The following is a 23515-nucleotide window of genomic DNA, read 5'->3' on the forward strand; positions in this document are numbered from 1 at the left end:
ACAGACACTGTCTGGGAAATCATAGACAAGAAATATTAAGTATGAGAAGTGGAATCATTCTACTTCTTTTTTTAATGTCAATTATATAAAAAACAATCAAAATATGTAAATGTCAACCGAAAAATGGTCCACATTTATTATCGAAAAGTGGTCCACATATAGTAAAAAATTAATCCACATCGCCTTTCCCCCTAGGGAAAAGGCGTTTTAAATATATTTTATATATTTTTTGACCACTTTACTGTATCTTCCATCCGATAACTTTTCTCCCTAGACATATCCATAATATGGGCCCTATGAGCAAGTCTATCAACGATAGCCCCAGTAAGAATAGAATCTTTAAAAACCTACTCCCATCTTTCAAAGTTCAAATTCATTGTTAAAATTATTGATTCCTTATCAATTATAGATGATAAGAGTTTAAGGAATCTCACATCCTATCTTATCAAATGAAACATAATCAGGCTTTGAGGTGAATTTACGTGAAGAGCAATGCTAAAGCTTAAAAAATACCTATCTAACAAAGGTGAATTTTTATTTTTATCATATTATGTAGATGGATGTAAATGAATATTATTTTTAAGTATATGTTATTTTTAATTGCTTCATTTCATATTGACTGGATCGGTCAATTTTAATATACTCTAAATGACCAGTTGGGTCATCGGTTTATAAAGAAAGGTGGTTTTGATCATTTATTCAAAATTTAATAACTTAAAACCAGAAAAACAAAAGCAAATTATTAACGCAGCTATAAAAGAATTTGTTCGAAATGGTTTTGAAAAAGCATCTACTAACGAAATTGTAAAAAGAGCTAATATTTCAAAAGGCTCGCTGTTTAACTATTTTAACAGTAAAAAGGATCTTTACTTGTACTTGATTGAGTATAGTAGTAAAGCAATCGTGAATCTAAATGAAGAAATTGATTTGTCTGAAACTGATTTATTTAAAAGAATCGAAAGAGTTGCTTTACAAAAGTTCTATGTTCAACAAAAGTACCCACAGGCATTTGAATTCTTGGCATCAACTAAACAAGAGGAGTCTGTAGAAGTAAAGGATATCATTAAACAAAGGCTCAATCCAATCTATAATCAAGCCATAATTAAATTATATAAAGACATTGATTACTCTAAATTCAGAGAAGGAGTTGATATTGAAAAAGCAATTGAGATTTTGAATTGGACGATGTTTGGTGTAGGAGAGAAAGGACTAAAGGAATTGTTTACCTTTGATGATATTGGTAGATTTGGAGAGAAATATCTAGAAGAGTGGAACGTTTATGCCGAATTACTGAAATACAGCTTTTATAAATAAAACTAAATTAAAGGTGTATTGAAATGAAAATATAATAGCTTTAGATTTTTATCTAAAAAAATTTTAAAGGAGTGTGTCTATATTATGACCGATATAGTAAAAGTACAAGGATTACAAAAAAAGTTTGGTAAATTTCAAGCATTGCGTGACGTTTCGTTCACGATAAAATCGGGGGAAGTGGTTGGGTTTATTGGTCCTAATGGTGCTGGAAAATCTACAACTATTCGTGCCCTATTAGGAATTATAAAACGTGATGCTGGTATTGCCGAGATATTCGGTAAGGATGTTTGGAAGGATAGCCTTGAAATTCATAAGCGAATTTCTTATGTCCCTGGAGATGTTGCCCTTTGGGAATCTTTAACGGGAGGAGAAATTATCGATCTCTTCATTAAATTACATGGTAGTGGAGATAAAGAAAAGCGCGATTATTTAATTAAACGTTTTGAATTAGACCCTAAGAAAAAAGCCAAAGGGTATTCAAAAGGAAATCGTCAAAAAGTTGGATTGATTGCAGCATTATCTGTTGATTCTGATTTATATATTTTTGATGAACCAACATCTGGTCTTGATCCTCTAATGGAACAAGTTTTCCAAGAAGAAGTTGAAAAAATTAAAGCATCTGGTAAAGCTATTTTATTGTCCTCCCATATTTTAAGTGAGGTAGAACGATTAGCAGATAAGGTTGTAATTATACGCCAAGGTGAAATTGTTGAAACTGGAACCCTTGATGAATTACGACATTTAACTAGGTCTACTGTCACTTTAGTGACAAGTGGAGACGTATCAAAAATGGCTTTTGTAGATGGAGTACATGATTTTGTTCAAAATGATAGCCAAGCAACATTCTCTGTCGATAATCAATATCTCAATAGTATTTTAATTGAAGCTAGCAAATTAGGTGTCACAAGGTTTGAATCTATACCGCCAACACTTGAAGATTTGTTTATGCGTCATTATGAAAGCTAAACCGTGGGAAGGTGGAAAAATTATTATGAAAGAAAAATTTGCTCGTTGGGACACATTATTTTTACAGTATTTAAAACGAGATTGGAAAAAAAATATTATATGGGTATTGGGACTTGGCATGTTTTCGGCTGGATTTGTTCCAGCTTTCAAAGAAATAGCAAAAGGGCAAGGTTTAGTCGGAATGTTCGAAACTTTGCAAAACCCTGCAATGATATCTATGGTAGGGCCGACTCCAGTTGAAACAGGAGCTGATTATACCTTAGGAGCAATGTATGCACATGAAATGTTGTTGTTTTGTGGTTTGTTTGCGATGATAATGTCTATTTTACACGTGATAGGTCATACTCGTAAAGAAGAAGATCTTGGCCTTACTGAGCTACTGCGTTCCTTTCAAATAGGTCGTCAAGCAAATTCTCTTGCAGCAATAGCAGAGATAGTCTTTATCAATGGTATACTAGCACTTTTTATTGCAGGAGTAATGATAAGTTTCGGTGCCGATACGATTTCTATTTTTGGTTCCGTGTTATACGGGGCATCAATTGGAATGGCAGGGATTATTGGTGCTGCGATTGCTCTAATAATGGCACAAATTATGCCCACGTCATCGGCTGCAACAGGATCATCATTAGGAATTGTAGGATTACTATACATTGTTCGTGCTGGAACAGATGTCTCCAATGTTGACTTATCTATGATGAATCCTTTGGGCTGGACATATTTAACTTTTCCTTTTACAGATAATAATTGGTTTCCACTTATTTTCGCTTTAATTTTCAGTATAATAGTGGTGTTCATAGCTTTTTCACTTGAAGGTGGCCGCGATATGGGGGCTGGATATTTACCGCAAAGAGAAGGGCGTGAAAGTGCAAAGCAGTCTTTGCTGTCCGTCCGAGGATTATTTATAAATATTAATAAAGGTGTCATTATTAGTTGGTTAATCGCATATATTGTTATGGGTGCTGCCTATGGTTCGATTTATGGAGATATGCAGACATTCCTAGAAAGTAATGAAATGATGAAACAAATGTTTTCTCATACAGGATTTTCTATTGAAGAATCATTCACAGGCACAGTTATGATGGTTTTGATTGGTTTAGTTTCCATTCTACCAATTGCGATTGTAAATAAACTCTTTTCTGAAGAAAGACGATTACACTTAAGTCAGATTTATGCAACAAAAGTAACCCGCAGTCAATTATATTGGACTAGTATAGGATTATCGATATTAAGCGGATTATTAGGAGTTTTATTAGCAGCAGGTAGTCTTGGAGGTACTGCTATCTCTGCGATGGGGAATAGCGGAGAGATGGATATAGTTGACTTTTTTGCTGCTGGCTTTAACCTTTTCCCTACTGTTTTATTCTTTATAGGTCTGGCAGCGTTAGCTCTTGGATGGGCACCGAAACTAGGTAAAATAGTGTATATTTATCTTACATTCTCTTTTTTATTAAATTATTTTAGCGGCTTAATAGACCTCCCGGAATGGTTTTTAAATACTGCTATACAAAGTTGGATGCCTCAAATGCCAATGGATGATTTTGAAGCATCAGTTTTTCTTACAGTTACTATAATTAGCATTGCTTTAATAGTAATAGGTTTCTTGGGGTATAGTAGAAGGGATATGAATGAAGGAGCTTAAATTGATTGAATAGTAAATAGTGTAATCTAATGATTTAAATTCTTGTGTTGTAGGTTTTAACATTAGTCGATGAAAGCAATTAAATTTTATTATTACAGTTTCATATATTTGATAAGGATAGAAGTATTCTAAACTAGAATTATATTTCGATTCTTTTGGCGACCATTAGAAAGCTAGTCGTTATGTTCCCATATACAACAGTTTCGCTAAAAATCATAAATACATCAATTCTATCAACTCGTCCCATGTTGAGACATGCGCTGTCTTAACGAAGTCGAGCGCAAGCGAAGACTAAGTTTAGACGCGCAGTCGGTCTGCGACGATAGGAGCAGAGCTTCCTTATGTCTCACTTATCAAGGAGCGAAGCGACGCAGACAATCGACGTTCCGACCATGCACGGAATTCCCAAGAACGACGAACAAAGTGAGGAAGTGATTGGTTGAGTTCGGCTGCCAAGGCCGTGTCCTCTAATCGAAACAAACGCAAGTGAAGACTAAGTTTAGACGCACAGTTGGTCTGCGACGGTAGGAGCAGAGCTTCCGAATGGTAAGGAATTATTCCATAAATATCATTTTATAAAAAATGACAAACACTTTAATGACATTAAAAATTAATTTTAACGATGTAAAACCAACTTCAAAGCATGTCCGTTGTGGAATTGTTTCTAAATAGATTGAATGATGTAACTTTATATCGTACAACATAGCGTAAAATATCTTGTGTAACCCCTAAGTCTTCCTCGAAAAGGATCCCTCAAACAAAAGGTATATATATTCTTGCATGCAGACAGAACGACTTGATTGACTTCGTCAGCACTCGTTTTATTTGGAGGGTGTGGCTTGGAGGTAAAAGATATTTTAAGGAAGACTCATTCTAAACCATCTAAATAAGGGAAAATATTTACTTAGAAACTTAAAGGCATTTTAATTAAAATAAAACGTTGTATTTTTAACTTAAAACAGATATAATTTCAATGAGTAAAAATTATTTAACTTAGGAGCAATTTTATATGCGATTAGAAAATAATAGAGCGGGAAAATTAATAAGAATGCCAAGTGATTATGAATGCTTTATCCCCAATAATTTGAAAGATATTGATATAAATATTGATGAAGACACAAATAGGCTAATTAAAAAAGCCTATTTATTTTTGGGTAGATTAGATGGAATGGCCATTACTTTACCAGATATTGATTTGTTTGTATCTATGTATGTACAGAAGGAGGCTGTAATAAGTTCTCAAATAGAGGGTACACAAGCCTCTCTTGTTGACGTACTTCAAAAAGATAGAGCGAATGAAAAAATGAAGGAAACAGAAGAAATTGTAAATTATATTAAGGCGACAAATTACGCCTTTGATAGATTAAAAGACATACCATTAAGTATGCGGTTAATCCGAGAAACTCATAAAGTCCTATTATCTAATGTTAGAGGTGAAGAGAAAATGCCAGGGGAACTTAGAAAGTCTCAAAACTGGATTGGTCCCTCTGGTTCAACAATAAAAACTGCAAGTTTTATACCACCAGCCCCCCATGAAATGGATAGAAGTTTGAGTGATTTAGAAAAATATATCCATGGTGAGAATGGAATTGATGACTTAATTAAAATTGCACTAGTGCATTATCAATTTGAAACGATTCACCCATTCTTAGATGGAAATGGAAGAATGGGAAGACTATTAATAATCCTGTATTTGCAAGAGAAAGGGCTTATTGAATACCCGATACTCTATCTAAGCTATTTCTTCAAAAAGAATCGAAGCAAGTATTATGAATTACTAAACAATGTGCGATTTAAGGGCGAGTTTGAGGGTTGGATCAAATTTTTCATAGAAGGAATGTGTGAAATATCAGAGGATTCAATTAAATCAATTCAAGCGATAGTTCAGTTAAAATCCAAAGATACAGAAAAAATCCGTAGCGTTACAAAAGCTAATGTATCCTCTCTTTTAACTATTTATGATTATTTGTTAAAACATCCATTTGTGGAAGCTAAAGATATTCAAAATTTATTAGATCTCAGCACACCGACAGTCAATAAGCTGATTGCATCACTAATAGAAATCGGAATATTAGAACTGGTAGAAGAAAAACAAAGATATAGACAATATGTGTACAGGGAATATGTAGATATACTTTCTGAAGGAACTTCTCTATAACTTAATGAAGATAATTAAATGAGTGGAGGGCTTTCTTTAGAGCTGAAAGATTTTATCATTTAGTTTCTAACATTAAGGATAGAGTGTCCTGCCCATGTACGAATTGCCCAAAAATTACGGTGCTGTAGCTGTTTGAATGAATTGAGTTGCAGGTAAATTATTCGGAAGGTAGCGTCGTTTAAAGTAAGGAAAAAAGTCATTACGGAGACCTATGCAATATTTCAAACCTCTTTGAGTGAAGGGAATTACAGAGATGACATGCCAAGCAAAGCGTAGAAGCTGTCGTTGATCAAGGAAGGTAGCGATGAAGAGAAGCGGTAACAGCGAACTGCTGAGGCGGTGGTATTGAGTACTAAAATTTAGAACGTTTATTTATTAGATGCAATAGCGTAAGGGGAGAGAAAAATGGAATTACAAACAGAACGCCTATATATTCGTCCATTTAATAAAAATGATCTTGACGACACTTATGAAATTTACTCAAATGATGATGTATGTAAGTATTTGTTAGAAGATGCTTGGGATACTGGTAATAAACAAATTGAATTCAGTAAAAAACTAGATAACAACAAACTAAACGAAGATTCCCCCCTCAATTTAGCTATTGTCTTAAATGAGAAGGTAATAGGAGATATTTCTGTTTGGTACACAGATATGAAAGAGACAGTAGAGATTGGATTTGTTTTTAATCCAGAATATGCTAAGAAAGGTTATGCAAAAGAATCAGTTCAAGCTGTCATAAAAAATCTGTTTGATGAATATAAAGTTCATAGAATTCAAGCAAATCTGGATGCTCGAAATACCTCGTCTGCTAAATTGTGTAAGAATCTTGGTATGAGACTGGAAGCTCATTTTATTAAAGACTATTGGAATAAGGGTGAATGGACAGACAGCTATGTCTATGGGATGCTCATTGATGATTTAAAATAATCTCAATATAATGAGGCGAATAATTATTGCAATTCATCGAATAAAAAAGTTGTTTGTTATTTTTAGAATTTATGGAATAATAGCATTTATTACGTAGTTGATTGTTATCATATCGTTTTAGTAATCATAGTGATATTTTAAAGATAATATATAAGTATGCTAGTTAGATACATTAATAGTTTAAAATATTAAAACGATTTCTATCAAATTGATTTATTATTTCACACCATGTGCTTGCGCATATCTGATTTTTTATGTATTTTACTGGTAAGGGTTATAAAAATAAAGATTAATTTTTGAGGTGAACTATGGATAATAAATTTTGGAATTATGAAGATGAGGCAGTGGAACTAACATTAGATTGGGCTAAGAATAGAACAGTTACGGGATCAGATTCTAAAACGACTGCTCTCTCAGCTAATGAATTAAGAAATAAGGTTGGAGACACAATAACTGAAGATGGCATTGGTCCTAAAAAAGCTTTAGATATTTTTGAGACTCTAAACAAGGCGACGCGCTCATCAGATGATCCTATGAATTTTGCATATATTCCATGTGCTCCAACTAAGGCAGCTGTTGCCTTTGATGAGGTAGTATCTGCAGCGAATGTATTTGGTGGAATCTGGGAAAATGGTGCTGGTGCTATATACGCTGAAAACCAAGTGGTTGATTGGCTTAAAGAGAATCTTAATTGGCCAGAAGAAGCTATAGGCACTTTTGTATCTGGAGGAACTCATGGTAATCTTTCTGCCCTTGCCTGTGCTAGAGAAAATGCAAAGAATAAATGGAAAACTGAAGAAAGATATCCTAAGGGTAGACCAAGTGATGGCTACAAATTAATTATTTCTAAGGATACCCATTCATCCGTTCGAACAATAGCAAAAGTCCTAGACGTCGATGTTTTGGTAGCTGAGACCGATGAAAATGGAAGGATGACTGGAGAAGCTGTAAGAACTTTAATCGATGAAAATGAAGGGGTTTTTGCAGTTGTAGCAACTACTGGTACAACCAATACAGGAACAATTGATGACGTTCAATCGATCAGCAAGGTTTGTCAAGAATATGATATATGGCTACATATCGACGGAGCCTATGGGGGAGCTGGAATATTAGCCCCAAGTGCGAGAGACTTATATAATGGTATAGAAAATGCAGATTCATTTATTGTAGATCCTCATAAATGGTTGTTTGCTCCCTATGATAGCTGTTGTTTGATATATAGAAATCCAAAAAATGTTTATCAAACTTTCTCTCAACACGCAGAGTATCTTGAAGGTGTAGACCATAGCCAAAGCAATCCATCTGATATGGCCATTCATCTATCTAGAAGAACCAGGGGACTTCCACTCTGGTATTCTCTAGTCACTTACGGTAGCAAAAAATATTCCGATGCGATTGAGAAATGCTTAGACAATGCAAAGAAATGTGCACAAGCAATAAAAGAGAGTGAACACCTAGAATTAGTAATGGAACCAACTTTGTCTGTAGTTGCATTTAAAAGGAAGACTTGGGAACTAAAAGATTATCAAAAGTGGTCAAATGAATTAGCATTAGAAGGTAGAATCTTGTGTTTACCATCCAGTATAGATGGGGAAGTGATTCTAAGACTAGCCTTCTTAAATCCTAATACTGATATAGATAAGGTAATAAATATTATACTTGAAACAACAAAATAGAAATACATGAGGCTTCACTTTAGAGTGACCCCAAATAGTTGGACCATAGAGATGAACACAATTTTGTGTTTGTCTCTTTTTGACTCAAAGAGAAATCCTTAATCCACCTGTGCTTTTCTATAGGCAACAGGACTTAGCCAATTCAATTTTTCTTTAATTCGTTCTTCATTATAGTAATGAATGTAATCTGTGATTGCAGTTTCTAGCGCTTTATAACTTCGATATATTTTTCATTAATACATCTCTTGTTTCATCACACTAATGACCCCCTAAGGTTGGATAATTCGGTCCAACTTTAGGGGGTCAGTACACTTTTTTAAATAAGTGGAGTTTTTTTATTTTTTTATGGTGGCTAAGTTGATTATAAAATCCGCCTCTCTTTTTCTCCTGTAAAACTATTGTATCCTGATACCTTAAGGAGTTTCAATCATTCGATCTGTTAATCGTTATTTTTTGGATCTAAACTTAATAAAAGAGCATTAATGGCGACGATGACTGTCGATACAGACATTAGAATTGCTCCTAATGCAGGACTTAATGTGATACCAATAGGAGCCAAAATTCCTGCAGCTAGAGGGATAGCTATAAAGTTATAGCCGGCTCCCCAAAAGAGGTTTTGTTTCATTTTACGAGTTGTTTTGTGTGCTAATTCAATGAATGATTCAATATCTCCTGGATCGGACTGAGTCAAGATGACATCAGCTGAATCCAACGCTACTTGAGTTCCTGCACCGACCGCTATACCAACGTCTGCCAAGGCAAGAGAAGGAGCATCATTGACACCGTCACCTACCATGATAACTTTTTTTCCTTCATCTTTAAGTGCTTTTACTAACTCATACTTGTCTTGTGGCGATTGATTTGATCTATATTCAATCCCTAATTCTTCTGCCGCGCCTTGAGCTGCTTTTTCATTATCACCTGTTGCCATAATTGGTTGAATATTGTTCTTTTTAAGAGCTTTAATTAACTCTTTACTCGTTGGTTTTAATTCGTCCCCTAAAGCTACAGCACCAATGGCATCATCGTTTTCTACTAATATACTGAGAGTTGCTCCTTTTGGAATATCAATATCCAAATTACGTCCGTATGCTTTTTGACTGATTAATTGGTAACTATGTCCGTTGGCTTTACCTTCTACGCCAGCACCGGAAATCACATCAATTGAATCAAAAGATACTGGACTTATACCTTGCTGCTTAGCGAAACTAATAATTGATTGAGCAATTGGGTGGCTAGATCCTCCTTCAATACCTGCCAACAAGGCAGTGATTTCCTCTTTTGTATATTTGTCATTAAGAAGTTTTACATCTAATACTTTAAACTCACCAGTTGTTAAAGTACCTGTTTTATCTAAAATCATCACATCTGCATCTTGAGCTATTTCTAAGGCTTGGCGGTCTTTTACTAGTAAGCCACGGCTAGCTCCTAAGCTTGTGCTACGGGCGGTTACCAATGGAATAGCCAGACCCAATGCGTGCGGACAAGCAATAACTAATGTCGTGATAGTAAATATAACTGCCGTTGGCACATCTTCTATAACCATCCATGTTACAAAAGCAATTAGCGCGACAATAACAGCAATATAGAAGAGCCACCCTGCAACCTTTTGCGCAATATTTTCTGCACGAGAAGGTTGACTTTGAGCTTGGCTGATTAAATCCTGTACTTGAGAGATAAAGGACTTATCGCCTGTCTCAAGTACTTTAATATAAAGAACCCCTTCTCCATTTGTTGAGCCCCCGATTACTTCATCGCCAGGACCTTTTTTAACTGCTTTGGATTCCCCAGTTAAAAGAGCTTCATTTAAACGTGATTCGCCACGCTCGATAGTTCCGTCTGCTGGCACATTTTCTCCGGCTTGAACACGAATTAAATCACCTACCTTTAAGTCAGCAACTGGACGTGTTTCAATTGAATCATCTTCTAATACAACATGAGCATCTTTTGGTACCAACTTAGCCAATTCTCTTTGTGCGTCGCCTGCTTCTCCAATAGCTTTCATCTCAATCCAGTGACCTAATAGCATGATTAATAGTAATGAGGCAAATTCAAAGAAAAAGTCCATCACGTGTTTACCCGTTACGTAGGTACTGATCACAGCATAAATACTGTATAAATATGAAACACTTAAACCTAAAGAAACTAGAGCCATCATTCCAGGTTCTTTTTGTTTAAATTCATCAACTGCACCTTGATAGAATGGACGTCCACCATAAATAATTAAAATAGTAGATAAAATAGCGACTACAATATCAGAATATGGAAAAGTAAACTGGAATGGTAGCTCGAAGCCAGCCATAGGGGATAAGAGCATAATAATGATTCCTAGTGGTAATGACTTTAAGAATAGTTCCTTAAAGTTACCGTGATGATGATGCTCATGCCCTCCGTGTCCGCCGTGTTCATGACCCGCATGATGATCGTGATGTTTATGGTCTCCATGTTGTTCTGTTTTGCTATTGTTGTGTTTTAAGTGATTCGTATCGCCGTGATTATGGTGACGGTGGGACGAATGTTTGTTGTTATTCTTCATTTTAAATTCCTCCTTATTCTCCATACTGATGTAAATGACATTCACATTGTCCTTCTAGACAATTGCAATCCACTTCTTCTAATGCGGAAGATTTTTTCATCTCTAATATTTCTTCTAGTCGCTCTATATCATCGAAGCTTAAGACATGATCTTCAATGATACTTCCTATGACTTTTCCGACTTTTTTTCGACAAATACGTTTAAAAATATTGTCTGTATAATCTCTTATGGCTTTTTTCTCTTCAATATTGGCAGTATAAATAAACTTTCTACCTTCTTGCTCTGTCTTTAGAACGCCTTTTTCAACTAATCGACCTAAGATCGTTTTGATAGTGGATTGTGTCCAGTCCATTTTTTCTTGCAATATGGAGATGACTTTTTTACTAGTTACTCGATCATTTGCCCAAACTACACGCATGACCTCCCATTCAGCATCTGTGATATAAGTATTAAATTCTATTGTGCTCATTCTTTTTTCCTCCTCGTTGTTTACAGAAGTAAACAAATATGCTCAAATTAAGTCTACTGTTGTAAACGAAATATGTCAAGTCTTTTTAATAAATGTAAGGTTTACAACCGATTTTTATTCTGTACTTTTATCCAATGGATTTAATGGGCTAAAACTTTGAGAGGGTGTTAAGAATCAAGGACTAAAATTAAAAAGTGATTTTATGTAAATTGGTTATTATGCCAGTTTCGAAGGTTAAATAGTAATAAATTTAAAATTTTCTTTATTGTAAACTTCAAGTATAAGTTAGCCACCAGGTTAACGTTCTATCTAAAGTTCTTCCTCTCTGATAGTTACGGCTTGACAAAGAGCTGAAGCATGATCGTTTGGCTCACAGGTTAGGAGTCACCTCCTTAAAACAAAAACCATGCTGAGTTACTCGTTGTTAATCCGGACCGTATGCCTGAGATAGTCGCTCTTTATATAAGCAGTGTTTGAGGACTTCTGGTCTTAGATTCGACGACAATCCACTTGATCCCTTTCCTTGAAAGATCAGTGATTTGATTTATGATCAAATGTGGTTGAGTGGGTTTTGTCAGGTAAGATCATCCTTCCAACATTTTCGTATGGTCACTTAGATAGAAGATCAATAGACATGGCTTTTTAACTTTTAATGGTGGCAAGTTGATTTTTTAATCTGCCAGCGAAAATTCTCTAAATAAATCGAGTGGATACAGATTGCCTTTTGAAGGAATATAAGCTCTTCGCCAAAGAGAGATCGAATACTTTTTAGAAACTAGGCTGCCTTGAGTCGCCTAGTTCTTTTTTTGTGTATATTTCCAAAGATCTTGATATTAACTCTTTCAAGAGGTTCCTCACCTAGAACCAGAATTCAAGAGGAGGTTTGAATAATGTCTTCTCTTAGAAAATTATTTTAATTTGGACTAAATCAGTCGGATATGTTAGTATGATTTTTTGTGATTTAGAAAACAAAGTATCACAAGAGGAGGTCACAATGGAGAATATAATAACAGCAGTCTTATTGACTGTCATCGCAGGTTTAGCAACTGGAATAGGTGGCTTAATTGTGCTGAAGTCTAAATTAGATAATACTAAATTTTTATCCTTGTCATTAGGTTTTTCAGCCGGTATCATGATTTTCCTCTCATTCGTCGACATGTTTCCGAGTACCTTGTCTTCTCTACAAGAAGTCTATGGAGAAAGAAATGGATTTATTCTAGCCTGTTTAGGATTTTTTATTGGCTTTTTTGTCAATGCGATTATTGATAAAGTAGTTCCAGAAAAAGACAACCCCCATGAATACTATTCCTATACCGAAAAAGAAAAGAGGGAATTAGCGCATCTTGGGGACCAAGAATTATATAAAACCGGCATTAAGTCTGCCTTAGCAATCGCATTACATAATTTTCCGGAAGGATTAGCCACATTTGTTGCGACGATGCATGATCCAAAACTTGGTCTAACCATTGCAATTGCGATCGCTATCCATAACATTCCAGAAGGAATGACCGTGGCCATTCCGATTTATTATTCAACAGGAAATAAGAAGAAAGCCATCTATTATGCCTTCTTATCAGGCTTATTTGAGCCACTTGGCGGCGTCGTTGCCTATCTGTTCTTAAGTTCATTTACATCTGTTTCAATGTTTGGACTCATTTTCTCGATTGTCGCAGGGATCATGGTGTTTATTTCTGTGGATAAATTATTGCCAACTGCTGAAAAATATGGAGGGCATCATAACTCAACTTATGGTCTATGTTTTGGAATGGTGGTCATCGCATTTAGTATCGTGCTGTTCTTCTAATTGGGGAAAAAATAATTAAAATAATTCGTTCAGGAGTTGCTGCAAAAGACTTGTTTTGTGGCAACTCTTTTCTCATAAATCTTTACATTAAAATCCTTTGTTTAGTACAAATTCAGGCAAAAAGTAGCCAGCTACCCAATACCCTAAATAACACCCATTCGGTCTTCCGATACCATAAATAGGTATTATTCCGATAAACGGATTATGTTATTCCTTCTTCTGATACGATAGTAGGTGTTATGAAATATGCGAAGGAATTTAGTGTTTAAAAACCCCCAATAAAATGATAATAAAAAAATCCAAGCCATTTTAATAAAAATTGACTTGGATTAGGAGAAGGAAAGTGGTCTTTAAAATGGATTACCAGCCTTTTGCTGAACAAAAATCATTAAATATTTTAAACTGTGCTTTCCATTCAGTATTGTAAATGCAACAATGACCATTGTTGCAGTAATGATAGCTCTAGGTTGGATACTGTATCCAGAGCTACTTATCTAAATATTTATATACACCATAAAATAAAATGGCTGTAAATAACTCTGTGACTGTATTGAACTTTACTCCCAACAAATTGTTGAGAATCAAAGTGATCCCAAAAAAAGAAATGATAAATAAAGGTAACTCAATATACCATTTCAAAATAAACCGACCCCTATTTACTTCTTTGTCTAATTGGCCTGTCATTTCTATATCTCCTTTCAATAGATAATCAAGAGAAACTGAAAAGTGATCAGAAATTTGAATCAAGGTTGTTATGTCAGGGTAACTTGCTTTAGTTTCCCATTTCGAAATAGAACTCCTCGAAACTTTTAAAATTTCTGCTAAGTCCTGCTGTGTTAAATTCTGGTTTTGTCTAAGCTCTTTAATTTTTGACGCAAACATGTTTTCCCCTCCATGATTTTATCTTACAAGATTGCTAGCTTGTTTTGTGTTCCACTCTTTCACAAAGCTTGATGTGAAGGAGATTCACACCTAATAAATTTACCAGTGATCGATTGATGTGATCCTGGGTTAAACGGTTGGAATTTAGTTAGGACTAATAAGTAAAGTTAAATATTTATTATTTTTAATCGGTAAAAGTAATATGTCTTTATTGTATCCATTTTATTCTATCAGAGGTAGTGGAGAATAAGGGCATTTAAAATTTATTGAAATGATTCTGGAAAGATAGTGGGCCGAAAATGATTATTTTAAATTATGTTAGTGACAGGAGTACACATGGGGTTGTTAAATAAGATAAACTAGATTTTAAAAAGGTGGTTGTTGTACCTTATGATGAGCGATGGAAACGAGATTTCTTAAAAATAAAAGTGGAACGATTAACTGTATTAGAGAAATTAATTATTGGGATTGACCATGGTGGGAGTAGGTCAGTCCCGGGCTTGTCTGCAAAGCCAATAATTGATATTGATATCGTCGTTAAAGAGGATACATATTTGTAACCCGTCATAAGGGCTTTAGAGAAAATAGATTATCAACATGAAGGTAATCTTGGAATTCTAGGACGAGAAGCCTTCAAATATAATGGCAAAGACCATTTGACTCACTATCACTTATATGTATGCCCATTCGATTCGCTCGAGCAAAAAATATATCGCCTTTAGAGATTATCTTAGGGTTCATCCTGATGCCGTCTCCGAATATTCATCGATTAAAGAGCAGGGGGCAAAACTCCATCCGGAAGAAATAGGACGCATTTAAGTAGCTGTTTGTAAAAAAATGTTATGATTAATAGGCGCGGAAATTAAGAAATTAAACGAGTAACATATCTGGATAAAGGTTTGTAGACCACATGCTTTTATTCCTTACAGTGATCCAAGAAAATCCGGGAAGCGATAGTGGGTAAATCGAATTTACCAACTAAGAGAGGAGGATGGGAGACCGACATGAAGAAATCAAAAGGGTTGATTATAGTAGCCACCGTGCTACTGATAGCGTTTATTTATTTTAGGTTTTTCCACTTAGATCCTAAGGTGTCAGTGGCGGATGATGAAATTAGAATGGAAATCCAACTTGATGTTGAAGAGGATATTGGCCTATTCATTATTGATTTAGAAGTTGCGGGAGAGACTTTTAGTGGAGGGATTTCAAATGCCGATAAGTCCCTTCTCAAACAGGATGATTTACTGGTTAATCATTATACTAAAGAGGACCTTAACAGGTTGGAAGACCTAGATGATCTCAAAGTCCGTTTTTCTATTATCACGAAGTATGTTGCCCCCAACTATGAGAATATTTATCCGGAAGAGGATTCAAAGAGGATGGATTGGATGACAATTGATGCCAGGTATGGTGAAACCTATCGCTTCAAAGTAACGGGTAGCGCCGACCAAGGTTATCAGGTGGTCCTTGAGAATCCGGTATCCTAATCAATTAGTGCAGTTGAGAATTTATTGCAATCAGCAAAGTATGGAGGTCAGGTATTGATGAAATCCTATCAGGATATTAACAAAGAAACGATTAACAGATGGGTTGAAGAAGGTTGGGAGTGGGGCAAACCGATTTCCCATGAGGATTACATCAAGGCAAAGAATGGTGAGTGGAAAGTCTTCCTGACGCCCACAGTAGCGGTTCCAAAAGATTGGTTTGGGGATTTGAAAGGCAAGAAGATCCTAGGCTTAGCTTCCGGTGGGGGCCAACAGATGCCAATCTTCCAAGCGCTTGGTGCCGACTGTACCGTTCTTGATTATTCTTCAAAACAAATCGAATCAGAACTTAAGATTTCTGAAAGAGAGTCCTATCAAATTCAAGCAATTGAAGGCGATATGACAAAAAGGTTACCCTTTGAGGATGAATCATTTGATCTAGTATTTCATCCCGTATCCAATTGTTACGTGGAAGATGTCTATCATGTCTTTAATGAGGCGTATCGCGTTCTAAAAAAGGGTGGTCTATTATTAGCAGGATTAAATAATGAAATTAATTACATTGTCGATCAGAATGAAAAAGAAATTGTATTCAAAATGCCCTTTAATCCCTTAAAAGATGAAAAATCAAGAGCCTATATGGAGCAAGAAGATGGGGGCATGCAATTTTCCCATAATATGACCGAACAAATTGGTGGCCAACTGAAGGCGGGCTTTACTTTACTTGACCTTTATGAGGATACAAATGGTTTTGGCAGGCTGCATGACTTAAACATCAAATCCTATATTGTGACGAAAGCTGTGAAGTATTAAAAGACTTAAATTTGGTCTCTTAACCTCAAATAATTCCAGAAGGTAGAACTAGCTCTTTAAGACTTTTGGATTTCTAACTATATAAACTTGGAGGAAGAATATGGATAGAGAAAAGGCGAAACGTTTATTTGATCTTTACACAAAAAAATTGCGCATTGTGCCTGAGTGGGACGTTAAACTTGAATTTATTGAAGATGAAAATTGGCATAAAACAGGTGATTTTAAAATTGATCCGACCGATAAAAAGGCGATCCTAATGATCGATGCCGCCAATCCCAAAGATGAGAATATCGAAGAAACTATTGTTCATGAGCTGATGCATATCAAGCTCTACCCACTTGACCAAGTGTGTGAGAGTTTGATTATCAATCTCTTTGAAACAGATAGCAAAGAACAAAACTTTGCCTATCGAGAATTCTTCACTGCCTTAGAAACGACTGTCGAAGAACTTGCCAAGTGCTTCTTATTCGAGTTCGGCGAGGATAAAGACTTGTCCTTTGGAAGAATGCAAAACATTAAGTCGTTTAATGACCTATATGATGGCTTAAGAAAGATTGATTAATGTTCAGTGAACCTCTGTCATCGGGCTGAAATTACTAGACCGATCCTGCTATACAGGTACTTCACTGAATAGAAGGGATTTTTAATGAGACCCAGCACTATCTACTGCAAGGTCTCTTTGGCGTTAGCTGATAGGCCAAACTTAGCATGGACTTATACCTGGAGGACGGTTTCTACTAGTAGCGCTGAGATGGACGGGAGTCAGGGGGGAGTCGTTTTCATAATAAATAGCCGGTGTTTCAGCGATTGTCTTTGAATTCTTTTTGAAGGTCTTTGGCTGGTCCACTGGTGAATTGTAAAGTTTATGTAAAGTTAGCGATACAAGTTGTCCGACCGTATGGAGTCGGTTATAATTGATTTATCAACTATACGGAGGTTATATCTGTGAAGAAAAAATTTGGTCTTTTACTCGTCCTATCGCTTTTGGTGAGTGTTTTCTTTAATGTCTTTAGTGTCAATGCTCAAGAACCTGTTGAAATTGATACCTTAAAAGTTGCTTTTGTACCATCTCGTGATCCAGAAGAAATCATTACAACAACAGAACCTTTAAAACAACTTTTGATTGATGAGTTAGCTAAGGAAGGTTTCGACGTGAAGAATGTTGAAATTACAGTCGGAACTTCTTATGAAGCAGTTGGTGAAGGAATGGCAGCAGGTACGATTGATGTGGGGCTCATTCCTGGTGGAACGTATGTCCTATTTGAAGACGATGTCGATGTTATTTTAACCTCCACTCGTCAAGGTCTCTCAAAAGACTCTGAGAATCCAGCAGACTGGAATGACGGTAAACCGACTGAGTTAATTGAAGATCAAGTATCTTACTACAAGGGCTTAATCATCGCTGGACCTTCTGAAAAGGGACAAGAATTAGCAGACAAGGTCAACAATGGCGAAGAATTAACTTGGGAAGACTTAGATTCTGCTAAGTGGTCTGTAATGTCCTCCTCTTCTTCATCAGGTTATATCTACCCTTCTATTTGGTTAGGTAGCAAATTCGATGGTAAACAAATTTCTGATCTCTCAAATGTTGTTCAAGCGGACTCTTACCCATCGTCTATTGCACGTTTAGCTTCAGAACAAGTGGACGTGGTCGTTGGTTTTGCGGACTTACGTCGTGATAATGAAGAAGCTTGGACAGCCGATATGGGACGCGAAGCAAGCATCTGGGAAGAAACCAATGTCATCGGTGTCACACCAAATGTCTATAATGACACTGTTTCTGTAAGTAAGACTTCTGAAACAATGACCGATGAATTAAAAACAGCGCTTCAAAATGCCTTCATCAATATCGCTGAAACCGAAGAAGGTAAAGAAGTTATTGCCATCTACAGCCACGAAGGTTATAAACCAGCCAAAGCTGAAGATTATGAGACTGAGCGTGAAGCACAAAAGATTTTACGCGAACAAGGTAACTAATTCATACAGTCCAATTCATTTAGTCAAACACCCACTGGATGGTGGGTGTTTCTTTAGTTAAGCGATTAAAAGGAGAACGCTATGATCAAATTTGAGCATGTCTTTAAGAGATATCCCAAGGGTATCCTAGCATTACAAGATATTAATTTAGAGATCGATCAGGGAGAATTCGTAGGCATTATCGGCCTATCTGGAGCAGGAAAGTCAACCCTCATTCGAACCATCAACAAAATGCATTCCATTTCAGAAGGGGAATTAACCGTTGATGGGGTGGATGTGAATAGCTTGAAGGGTAAAAGCTTGCGCCAGTTTCGTCGTAAGATCGGGATGATCTTCCAATCTTTTAACTTGGTGACGCGTGCCAAGGTTATTACCAACGTCTTATCGGCTTTTGTTCCTGACCTGCCTTTTTGGCGTGTTCTGATTGGCTATTACAAGAAAGAAGAAGAACTAAAAGCCTTGGAAGCCTTAGATCGGGTTGGTATTCTCGACAAGGCCTATACCCGGGTGGACCACCTGTCAGGGGGGCAACAGCAGCGGGTGGCCTTGGCTAGAACCCTGGCTCAAGACCCCCGGATCATTCTTGCCGATGAACCAGTCGCTTCCTTAGACCCTGTGACAGCAGCAGTGGTGATGCGTGATTTCCAAAATATTAATAAAACTGACAACATTACCGTGATCATTAATATTCACCACGTGGAATTAGCACTGGAGTATTGTGACCGTATTATTGGCATCCGGCAAGGTGCAATCGTTTATGATGGACCCTCTAATGAGGTGACGCAAGAAGTTCTGAATCATATTTATAAAGGAAAAAGCATAGCAGAGGGACGTGAGTCCAATGAATAAACAATTTCCTTCATTTATGCGGCCCAAAGAACTGGTGCTGGCCAATGGTAAGAAGGTTTATAAGAAACGTTCTTATAGCCTCATCATCGTCTTGTTAATTGCTTTACTGATTTATTGGTCAGGCCGGATGACGGGGTTTGACCTCCAAGTCCTAATCAAACGAGGAGAAGAGTTCTTTGTGATCTTAAAGCGGATGGTGCCACCGAATACCGCCTACTTTAAGGAAGTAATTCCTCCGCTGCTCGATACGATTAAAATGTCTGTCTTGGGGACCTTTATTGGGGCCCTTTTGGCTATCCCTTATGCCATGTGGTCGGCTACCAACTTAACCCGCAACCACTGGATTACTAGCCTTTTGAAATTACTCTTGAGTCTGATCAGAACCTTACCGACTCTAGTCTCTGCATTGATTTTGACTTATATTTTTGGTTTAGGGACTTTTGCTGGGACCTTGGCGATTGCCCTCTTTACCTTCTCATTCGTAACGAAACAACTCTATGAAGCGATTGAGACAGCCGACATGTCACCCTATGAAGCCATGGAAGCCTTAGGGGCCAATAAATTGTATAGTTTTCTGGGGGCGATCAAGCCTCAGGTCCTACCGAGTTACTTATCCGTGGTCTTGTATACCTTCGAAGGAAATGTCCGCCACGCGGCTATTCTGGGTTATGTTGGAGCAGGGGGGATCGGGATTATTCTTGATGAGAACCTTGGCTGGCGCGAATATCAGAATGTCGGAATGATCCTGCTTTGTCTCTTCTTAACGGTCGTAGTGATTGAAAGTATCAGTCGCTATCTGAGAACGCGGCTCACTTAGGAGGAAGTCATGTTAGATAAAATTAATCAAATGTATGAAAGTAAAGAGACCAGACGGTGGCAATTAATGGCCTGGACCCTCTTAGTAGCTGCCTTGGTGATCTGGTCAGCCTCAACCATTACGGAGGTGGGAATTGCAAAGAAGGGATTAACTTTCGCCCTGAGTATTATTCAAGGAATTGTCAATCCTGACAAGGACCTCCTCTTTAACACGACCAAGCAGTCTGTTCCCTATTTATTATTAGAGACCATGGCGATTGCTTTCTTAGGAACCCTGGTTGGAGCTGTCTTCTCATTTCCTCTTTCCTTCCTGGCATCGAGCAAAGTGGTTCCAGTGCCGGTTGTCGTAGTAACGCGCTTCTTGGTGATGGCCATTCGGACCATCCCAGCCTTTGTCTATGGGCTGATGTTTATTCGAGTGACGGGTCCTGGCCCCTTTGCGGGGGTAATGACCATCTCCGTGACTTCGATCGGGATGTTGACCAAGTTGTTTAGTGAGGCCATTGATGATATGGATAAGTCTATTCTAGAAGCCCTCGATGCAGCGGGTTGTAATACCTTTGAGAAGATTCGTTGTGGGATTATCCCTCAATTATGGTCCAGCTTACTATCCACCATGATCTTCCGCTTTGACATGAACTTAAGAGATGCTTCGATTCTCGGTCTGGTAGGAGGTGGTGGGATTGGGGCCCCACTTAAATTTGCCATGTCTTCTAACCGTTGGTCGCAAGTCGGCGCGATTCTCGTCGGACTTGTCGTTCTGATCCTTGTTGTGGAATTCTCTTCTTCAGCTATTCGCAAACGATTGACCAATGGCTAATTTTGAAGGGAAGCCTCCAGTGCTTTGATTCTACAAGAGTGAACTTTTAGTCTTTATGACCCACACCTCCCATTCCATTCATGTCAAATGACTTGGCTGGGAGGTTTTGCATTAGGAAGTTATTAACCAATGTAAAGGAATCGAATCAATGAAAGTAAAATTAATTAAATTAACCAATGACTACCAAGAAGAACTGGCAGAAATGTTGTCTGAGTGGAAACGTGACCAGGAGATCCATCACACCAATCGTTCACCATCCGCTATTTTTAGACATGACTACCATGATTTTGATGATTATCTTGCCAAGTTAGAGAATCGAGTTGAAAGAGATGGCCGGGTGCCTGAATCGGTTTTCTTTCTACTGGATGAAGAGCGCGACAGACTTGTGGGAGCCGTGACGATTCGCCACTATTTAACCGACTCTCTTCTACAAACAGGTGGTCACATTGCGACTGGCATTCGGCCGAGCGAAAGAAGGAAGGGTTACGCCACGGAAATGATCCGACTGGCCTTGATTGAGTGTCAAAAGCTCGGCATTTCAAAAGTTTTGATGACCTGTGATAAAGAGAACGTCGGCTCAGCGAAGTCCATTATGAAAAATGGAGGGCTTCTGGAGAATGAATTTGTCAATTCGGAAGGTCAAATCGAGCAGCGCTACTGGATCTCGGTTCATTGATCAGTATAAAAAGATAGAGCCTGCAAATAGGGCAATGAAGATAGGGAAACAAGACAGTCTAACTGTCGGGTGAAAATCATATTCACTAACTCATAAATGAAGGATTAGGACTGTATCACTTGGGTCCTCCACCCTCTACTTCACAGAGCTAGATCTGGATGCCAATTGATCGACAAAGATCCCCGAAAAGCGAGTCTAAAACACTCGCTTTTCGGGGATTTTGCATTTTAAACTTAGGTATCTAACGATTTTCAAGTTTTTATTGATTATTTTCGATTAACCGCTTGCAAGAATGAACGTATAGTAAAGACAACAATAAAAAAACTAAAGGAGGCGCAGGATCATGTTACAAAATGAGTTATTAGTCAGTTCAGTGTTTATTGCAGGTTTTCTCTCATTTTTTGCACCGTGCACATTTCCACTCATACCGGTATATATTGGTCTATTGACAGATAAGGCAGGAGAATATAAGAAAATTAAATTTGGGAGGTATGAATTAAATAAGGGAGCGATGATTAAAACCATGGCCTTCGTGTTAGGGCTGTCAACAAGTTTTGCGATTTTAGGATTTGGAGCAGGTGTCATTGGAAGCGTCATAAACAATCGATGGGTTTTGACGGCTGCGGGATTTTTGGTCTTTCTATTGGGAATTCATCAAATGGATCTCATTCATCTTGACCAAATCAACAAAATCAAGGGCTTCCAATTTAACCATCATAAACCAAGAGCCTTGGGAGCTTACTTAATGGGTGTCTCGTTTAGCCTAGGGTGGACCCCTTGTGTTGGACCAATCTTAGCGGCTGTACTCATTACCTCAGCAAGCAGTGGGCAACAATTTTACGGAGCCTTCTTGATGTTAATTTATTCAATCGGCTTGATGATTCCCTTTCTAATCATGGCGATTGCGTCAAGTGCCCTGATGAATCACTTTAAATTATTTAAGAAACATCTGGTGACAATTAAGCGTATTGGCGGATTTCTAGTAGCTTTAATGGGAATTGTGCTTATGAGTAATCAATTACCCAATTTAACCGCATTCTTTAATAACTTGTTCAATTAGGAGAAAAGGAGAAACTATCATGAAAAAAGGCTTATTAACAGGATTCATCGCATTGTCCCTCTTATTAACAGCTTGCTCAACAGGAAATCAAGCAAACCAGGATAAGATGCAGGAAGACAAAGAAACAACTATGGAAGATAAGATGAATACTATGAAATCGGAAGAAAAGGTGGGTCAGTCATCAGACGAAATGGCAGAAGCCATGGCAAGTAAGAAGATGAATCAAGGCGACTTGGCTCCAGACTTCGACTTGCCAGACTTAGATGGAAATCGATACAAGCTAAGTGATCAGCAAGGGAAGAAAGTCTATGTTAAATATTGGGCTTCATGGTGTCCGATTTGTTTAGCCGGCTTATCTGAATTAGATGAACTTTCGAAAAATACAGAAGAGTATGAAATTGTCACGGTCGTTTCACCCGGTCATAATGGCGAGAAGAGTAAAGAAGACTTTATCAAATGGTTTGAAAGCCTCAACTATAAAAATATAAAAGTATTAATGGATGAGTCTGGTCAATTTATTGAAGATTATGGCGTTCGTTCAACACCGACCAATGCTATTGTGGGATCTGATGGTGTTTTGGTTAAAGTGGCTCCAGGGCAATTAAATAAAGAAACACTCGATCAAATTTACGCCGAAGTGAAGTAA

General features: G+C 37.2%; 24 protein-coding genes. 19 read left to right on the forward strand and 5 right to left on the reverse strand.

The features are described from left to right. Positions 1 to 218: 218 nt before the first annotated feature. A complete protein-coding gene (locus HMPREF9708_RS08540) occupies positions 219 to 332 on the reverse strand; it encodes a hypothetical protein (RefSeq protein ID WP_332244885.1) in 114 nt (37 codons plus the stop codon). Positions 333 to 681: 349 nt separating this feature from the next. Between HMPREF9708_RS08540 and HMPREF9708_RS05440 the strand changes: the two genes are divergently transcribed. The 6 genes from HMPREF9708_RS05440 to HMPREF9708_RS05465 all read left to right on the forward strand — a co-directional run bounded on the left by HMPREF9708_RS05440 (position 682) and on the right by HMPREF9708_RS05465 (position 8683). Further along, complete coding sequence (locus tag HMPREF9708_RS05440; RefSeq protein WP_232215548.1) at positions 682 to 1314, forward strand: TetR/AcrR family transcriptional regulator; 633 nt, start codon at positions 682 to 684, stop codon at positions 1312 to 1314. Between the two features lie 84 nt (positions 1315 to 1398). Then, positions 1399 to 2280 carry an ABC transporter ATP-binding protein gene (locus HMPREF9708_RS05445; RefSeq protein WP_006309256.1) on the forward strand — a complete coding sequence of 294 codons (882 nt, stop codon included), beginning with the start codon at positions 1399 to 1401 and terminating at the stop codon, positions 2278 to 2280. A gap of 25 nt (positions 2281 to 2305) precedes the next feature. Beyond that, positions 2306 to 3919, forward strand: a complete 1614-nt coding sequence (locus HMPREF9708_RS05450; protein ID WP_006309257.1) for an ABC transporter permease — start codon at positions 2306 to 2308, stop codon at positions 3917 to 3919. A 1009-nt stretch (positions 3920 to 4928) separates the two neighbouring features. After that, a complete protein-coding gene (locus HMPREF9708_RS05455) occupies positions 4929 to 6077 on the forward strand; it encodes a Fic family protein (RefSeq protein ID WP_006309258.1) in 1149 nt (382 codons plus the stop codon). Positions 6078 to 6482: 405 nt separating this feature from the next. After that, positions 6483 to 7007, forward strand: a complete 525-nt coding sequence (locus HMPREF9708_RS05460) for a GNAT family N-acetyltransferase (RefSeq protein WP_006309259.1) — start codon at positions 6483 to 6485, stop codon at positions 7005 to 7007. A gap of 308 nt (positions 7008 to 7315) precedes the next feature. Next, positions 7316 to 8683: a pyridoxal phosphate-dependent decarboxylase family protein gene (locus HMPREF9708_RS05465; RefSeq protein ID WP_006309260.1), complete on the forward strand. Its 1368-nt coding sequence runs from the start codon at positions 7316 to 7318 to the stop codon at positions 8681 to 8683. Between the two features lie 98 nt (positions 8684 to 8781). Here the strand turns inward: HMPREF9708_RS05465 and HMPREF9708_RS08185 are convergent, their stop codons facing one another. From HMPREF9708_RS08185 to HMPREF9708_RS05475, 3 genes are all read right to left on the reverse strand, one after another. Next, the gene (locus HMPREF9708_RS08185; RefSeq protein ID WP_408610323.1) at positions 8782 to 8910 is read right to left on the reverse strand and encodes an IS3 family transposase; all 129 of its coding nucleotides are present in this window, start codon (positions 8908 to 8910) and stop codon (positions 8782 to 8784) included. Between the two features lie 212 nt (positions 8911 to 9122). After that, complete coding sequence (locus HMPREF9708_RS05470) at positions 9123 to 11219, reverse strand: heavy metal translocating P-type ATPase (RefSeq protein ID WP_006309261.1); 2097 nt, start codon at positions 11217 to 11219, stop codon at positions 9123 to 9125. A gap of 13 nt (positions 11220 to 11232) precedes the next feature. Beyond that, entirely contained in the window at positions 11233 to 11688 is a 456-nt protein-coding gene (locus tag HMPREF9708_RS05475; protein ID WP_006309264.1) for a CopY/TcrY family copper transport repressor, read from the reverse strand. 994 nt (positions 11689 to 12682) lie between these two features. On the opposite strand from HMPREF9708_RS05475, the gene zupT reads away from it, so the two are divergent. After that, a complete protein-coding gene (gene zupT, locus HMPREF9708_RS05480) occupies positions 12683 to 13492 on the forward strand; it encodes a zinc transporter ZupT (protein ID WP_006309265.1) in 810 nt (269 codons plus the stop codon). Between the two features lie 486 nt (positions 13493 to 13978). On the opposite strand, the gene HMPREF9708_RS05485 is transcribed toward zupT, so the two are convergent. Next, complete coding sequence (locus HMPREF9708_RS05485) at positions 13979 to 14374, reverse strand: helix-turn-helix domain-containing protein (protein WP_006309266.1); 396 nt, start codon at positions 14372 to 14374, stop codon at positions 13979 to 13981. Positions 14375 to 14802: 428 nt separating this feature from the next. Here HMPREF9708_RS05485 and HMPREF9708_RS08610 point away from each other — a divergent pair, with 428 nt between their 5' ends. The 12 genes from HMPREF9708_RS08610 to HMPREF9708_RS05535 all read left to right on the forward strand — a co-directional run bounded on the left by HMPREF9708_RS08610 (position 14803) and on the right by HMPREF9708_RS05535 (position 23515). Next, on the forward strand, positions 14803 to 14934 hold the full coding sequence (locus HMPREF9708_RS08610) for a GrpB family protein (RefSeq protein ID WP_269534839.1): 132 nt from the start codon (positions 14803 to 14805) through the stop codon (positions 14932 to 14934). 115 nt (positions 14935 to 15049) lie between these two features. Next, entirely contained in the window at positions 15050 to 15193 is a 144-nt protein-coding gene (locus tag HMPREF9708_RS08615; protein WP_269534834.1) for a GrpB family protein, read from the forward strand. Positions 15194 to 15378: 185 nt separating this feature from the next. Beyond that, positions 15379 to 15861 (forward strand): hypothetical protein, encoded by a 483-nt coding sequence (locus tag HMPREF9708_RS05490; protein WP_006309267.1) that lies wholly within the window; start codon positions 15379 to 15381, stop codon positions 15859 to 15861. 57 nt (positions 15862 to 15918) lie between these two features. After that, a complete protein-coding gene (locus HMPREF9708_RS05495) occupies positions 15919 to 16671 on the forward strand; it encodes a class I SAM-dependent methyltransferase (RefSeq protein ID WP_006309268.1) in 753 nt (250 codons plus the stop codon). A 100-nt stretch (positions 16672 to 16771) separates the two neighbouring features. Next, a complete protein-coding gene (locus tag HMPREF9708_RS05500; RefSeq protein ID WP_006309269.1) occupies positions 16772 to 17233 on the forward strand; it encodes a hypothetical protein in 462 nt (153 codons plus the stop codon). A 383-nt stretch (positions 17234 to 17616) separates the two neighbouring features. After that, positions 17617 to 18648 (forward strand): phosphate/phosphite/phosphonate ABC transporter substrate-binding protein, encoded by a 1032-nt coding sequence (locus HMPREF9708_RS05505; protein ID WP_006309270.1) that lies wholly within the window; start codon positions 17617 to 17619, stop codon positions 18646 to 18648. 81 nt (positions 18649 to 18729) lie between these two features. Continuing rightward, entirely contained in the window at positions 18730 to 19497 is a 768-nt protein-coding gene (gene phnC / locus HMPREF9708_RS05510) for a phosphonate ABC transporter ATP-binding protein (RefSeq protein ID WP_006309271.1), read from the forward strand. Further along, complete coding sequence (phnE, locus tag HMPREF9708_RS05515) at positions 19490 to 20314, forward strand: phosphonate ABC transporter, permease protein PhnE (protein ID WP_006309272.1); 825 nt, start codon at positions 19490 to 19492, stop codon at positions 20312 to 20314. The genes phnC and phnE (HMPREF9708_RS05515) overlap by 8 nt, the downstream gene beginning before the upstream one ends. Before the next feature lie 9 nt (positions 20315 to 20323). After that, positions 20324 to 21133 carry a phosphonate ABC transporter, permease protein PhnE gene (gene phnE / locus HMPREF9708_RS05520; protein WP_006309273.1) on the forward strand — a complete coding sequence of 270 codons (810 nt, stop codon included), beginning with the start codon at positions 20324 to 20326 and terminating at the stop codon, positions 21131 to 21133. 148 nt (positions 21134 to 21281) lie between these two features. Further along, a complete protein-coding gene (locus HMPREF9708_RS05525) occupies positions 21282 to 21809 on the forward strand; it encodes a GNAT family N-acetyltransferase (RefSeq protein WP_006309274.1) in 528 nt (175 codons plus the stop codon). A 343-nt stretch (positions 21810 to 22152) separates the two neighbouring features. Beyond that, positions 22153 to 22869 (forward strand): cytochrome c biogenesis CcdA family protein, encoded by a 717-nt coding sequence (locus HMPREF9708_RS05530; protein WP_006309275.1) that lies wholly within the window; start codon positions 22153 to 22155, stop codon positions 22867 to 22869. Positions 22870 to 22888: 19 nt separating this feature from the next. After that, positions 22889 to 23515 carry a redoxin family protein gene (locus tag HMPREF9708_RS05535; RefSeq protein WP_006309276.1) on the forward strand — a complete coding sequence of 209 codons (627 nt, stop codon included), beginning with the start codon at positions 22889 to 22891 and terminating at the stop codon, positions 23513 to 23515.

This window comes from Facklamia languida CCUG 37842, from assembly GCF_000245795.1.
Classification (GTDB): domain Bacteria; phylum Bacillota; class Bacilli; order Lactobacillales; family Aerococcaceae; genus Facklamia; species Facklamia languida.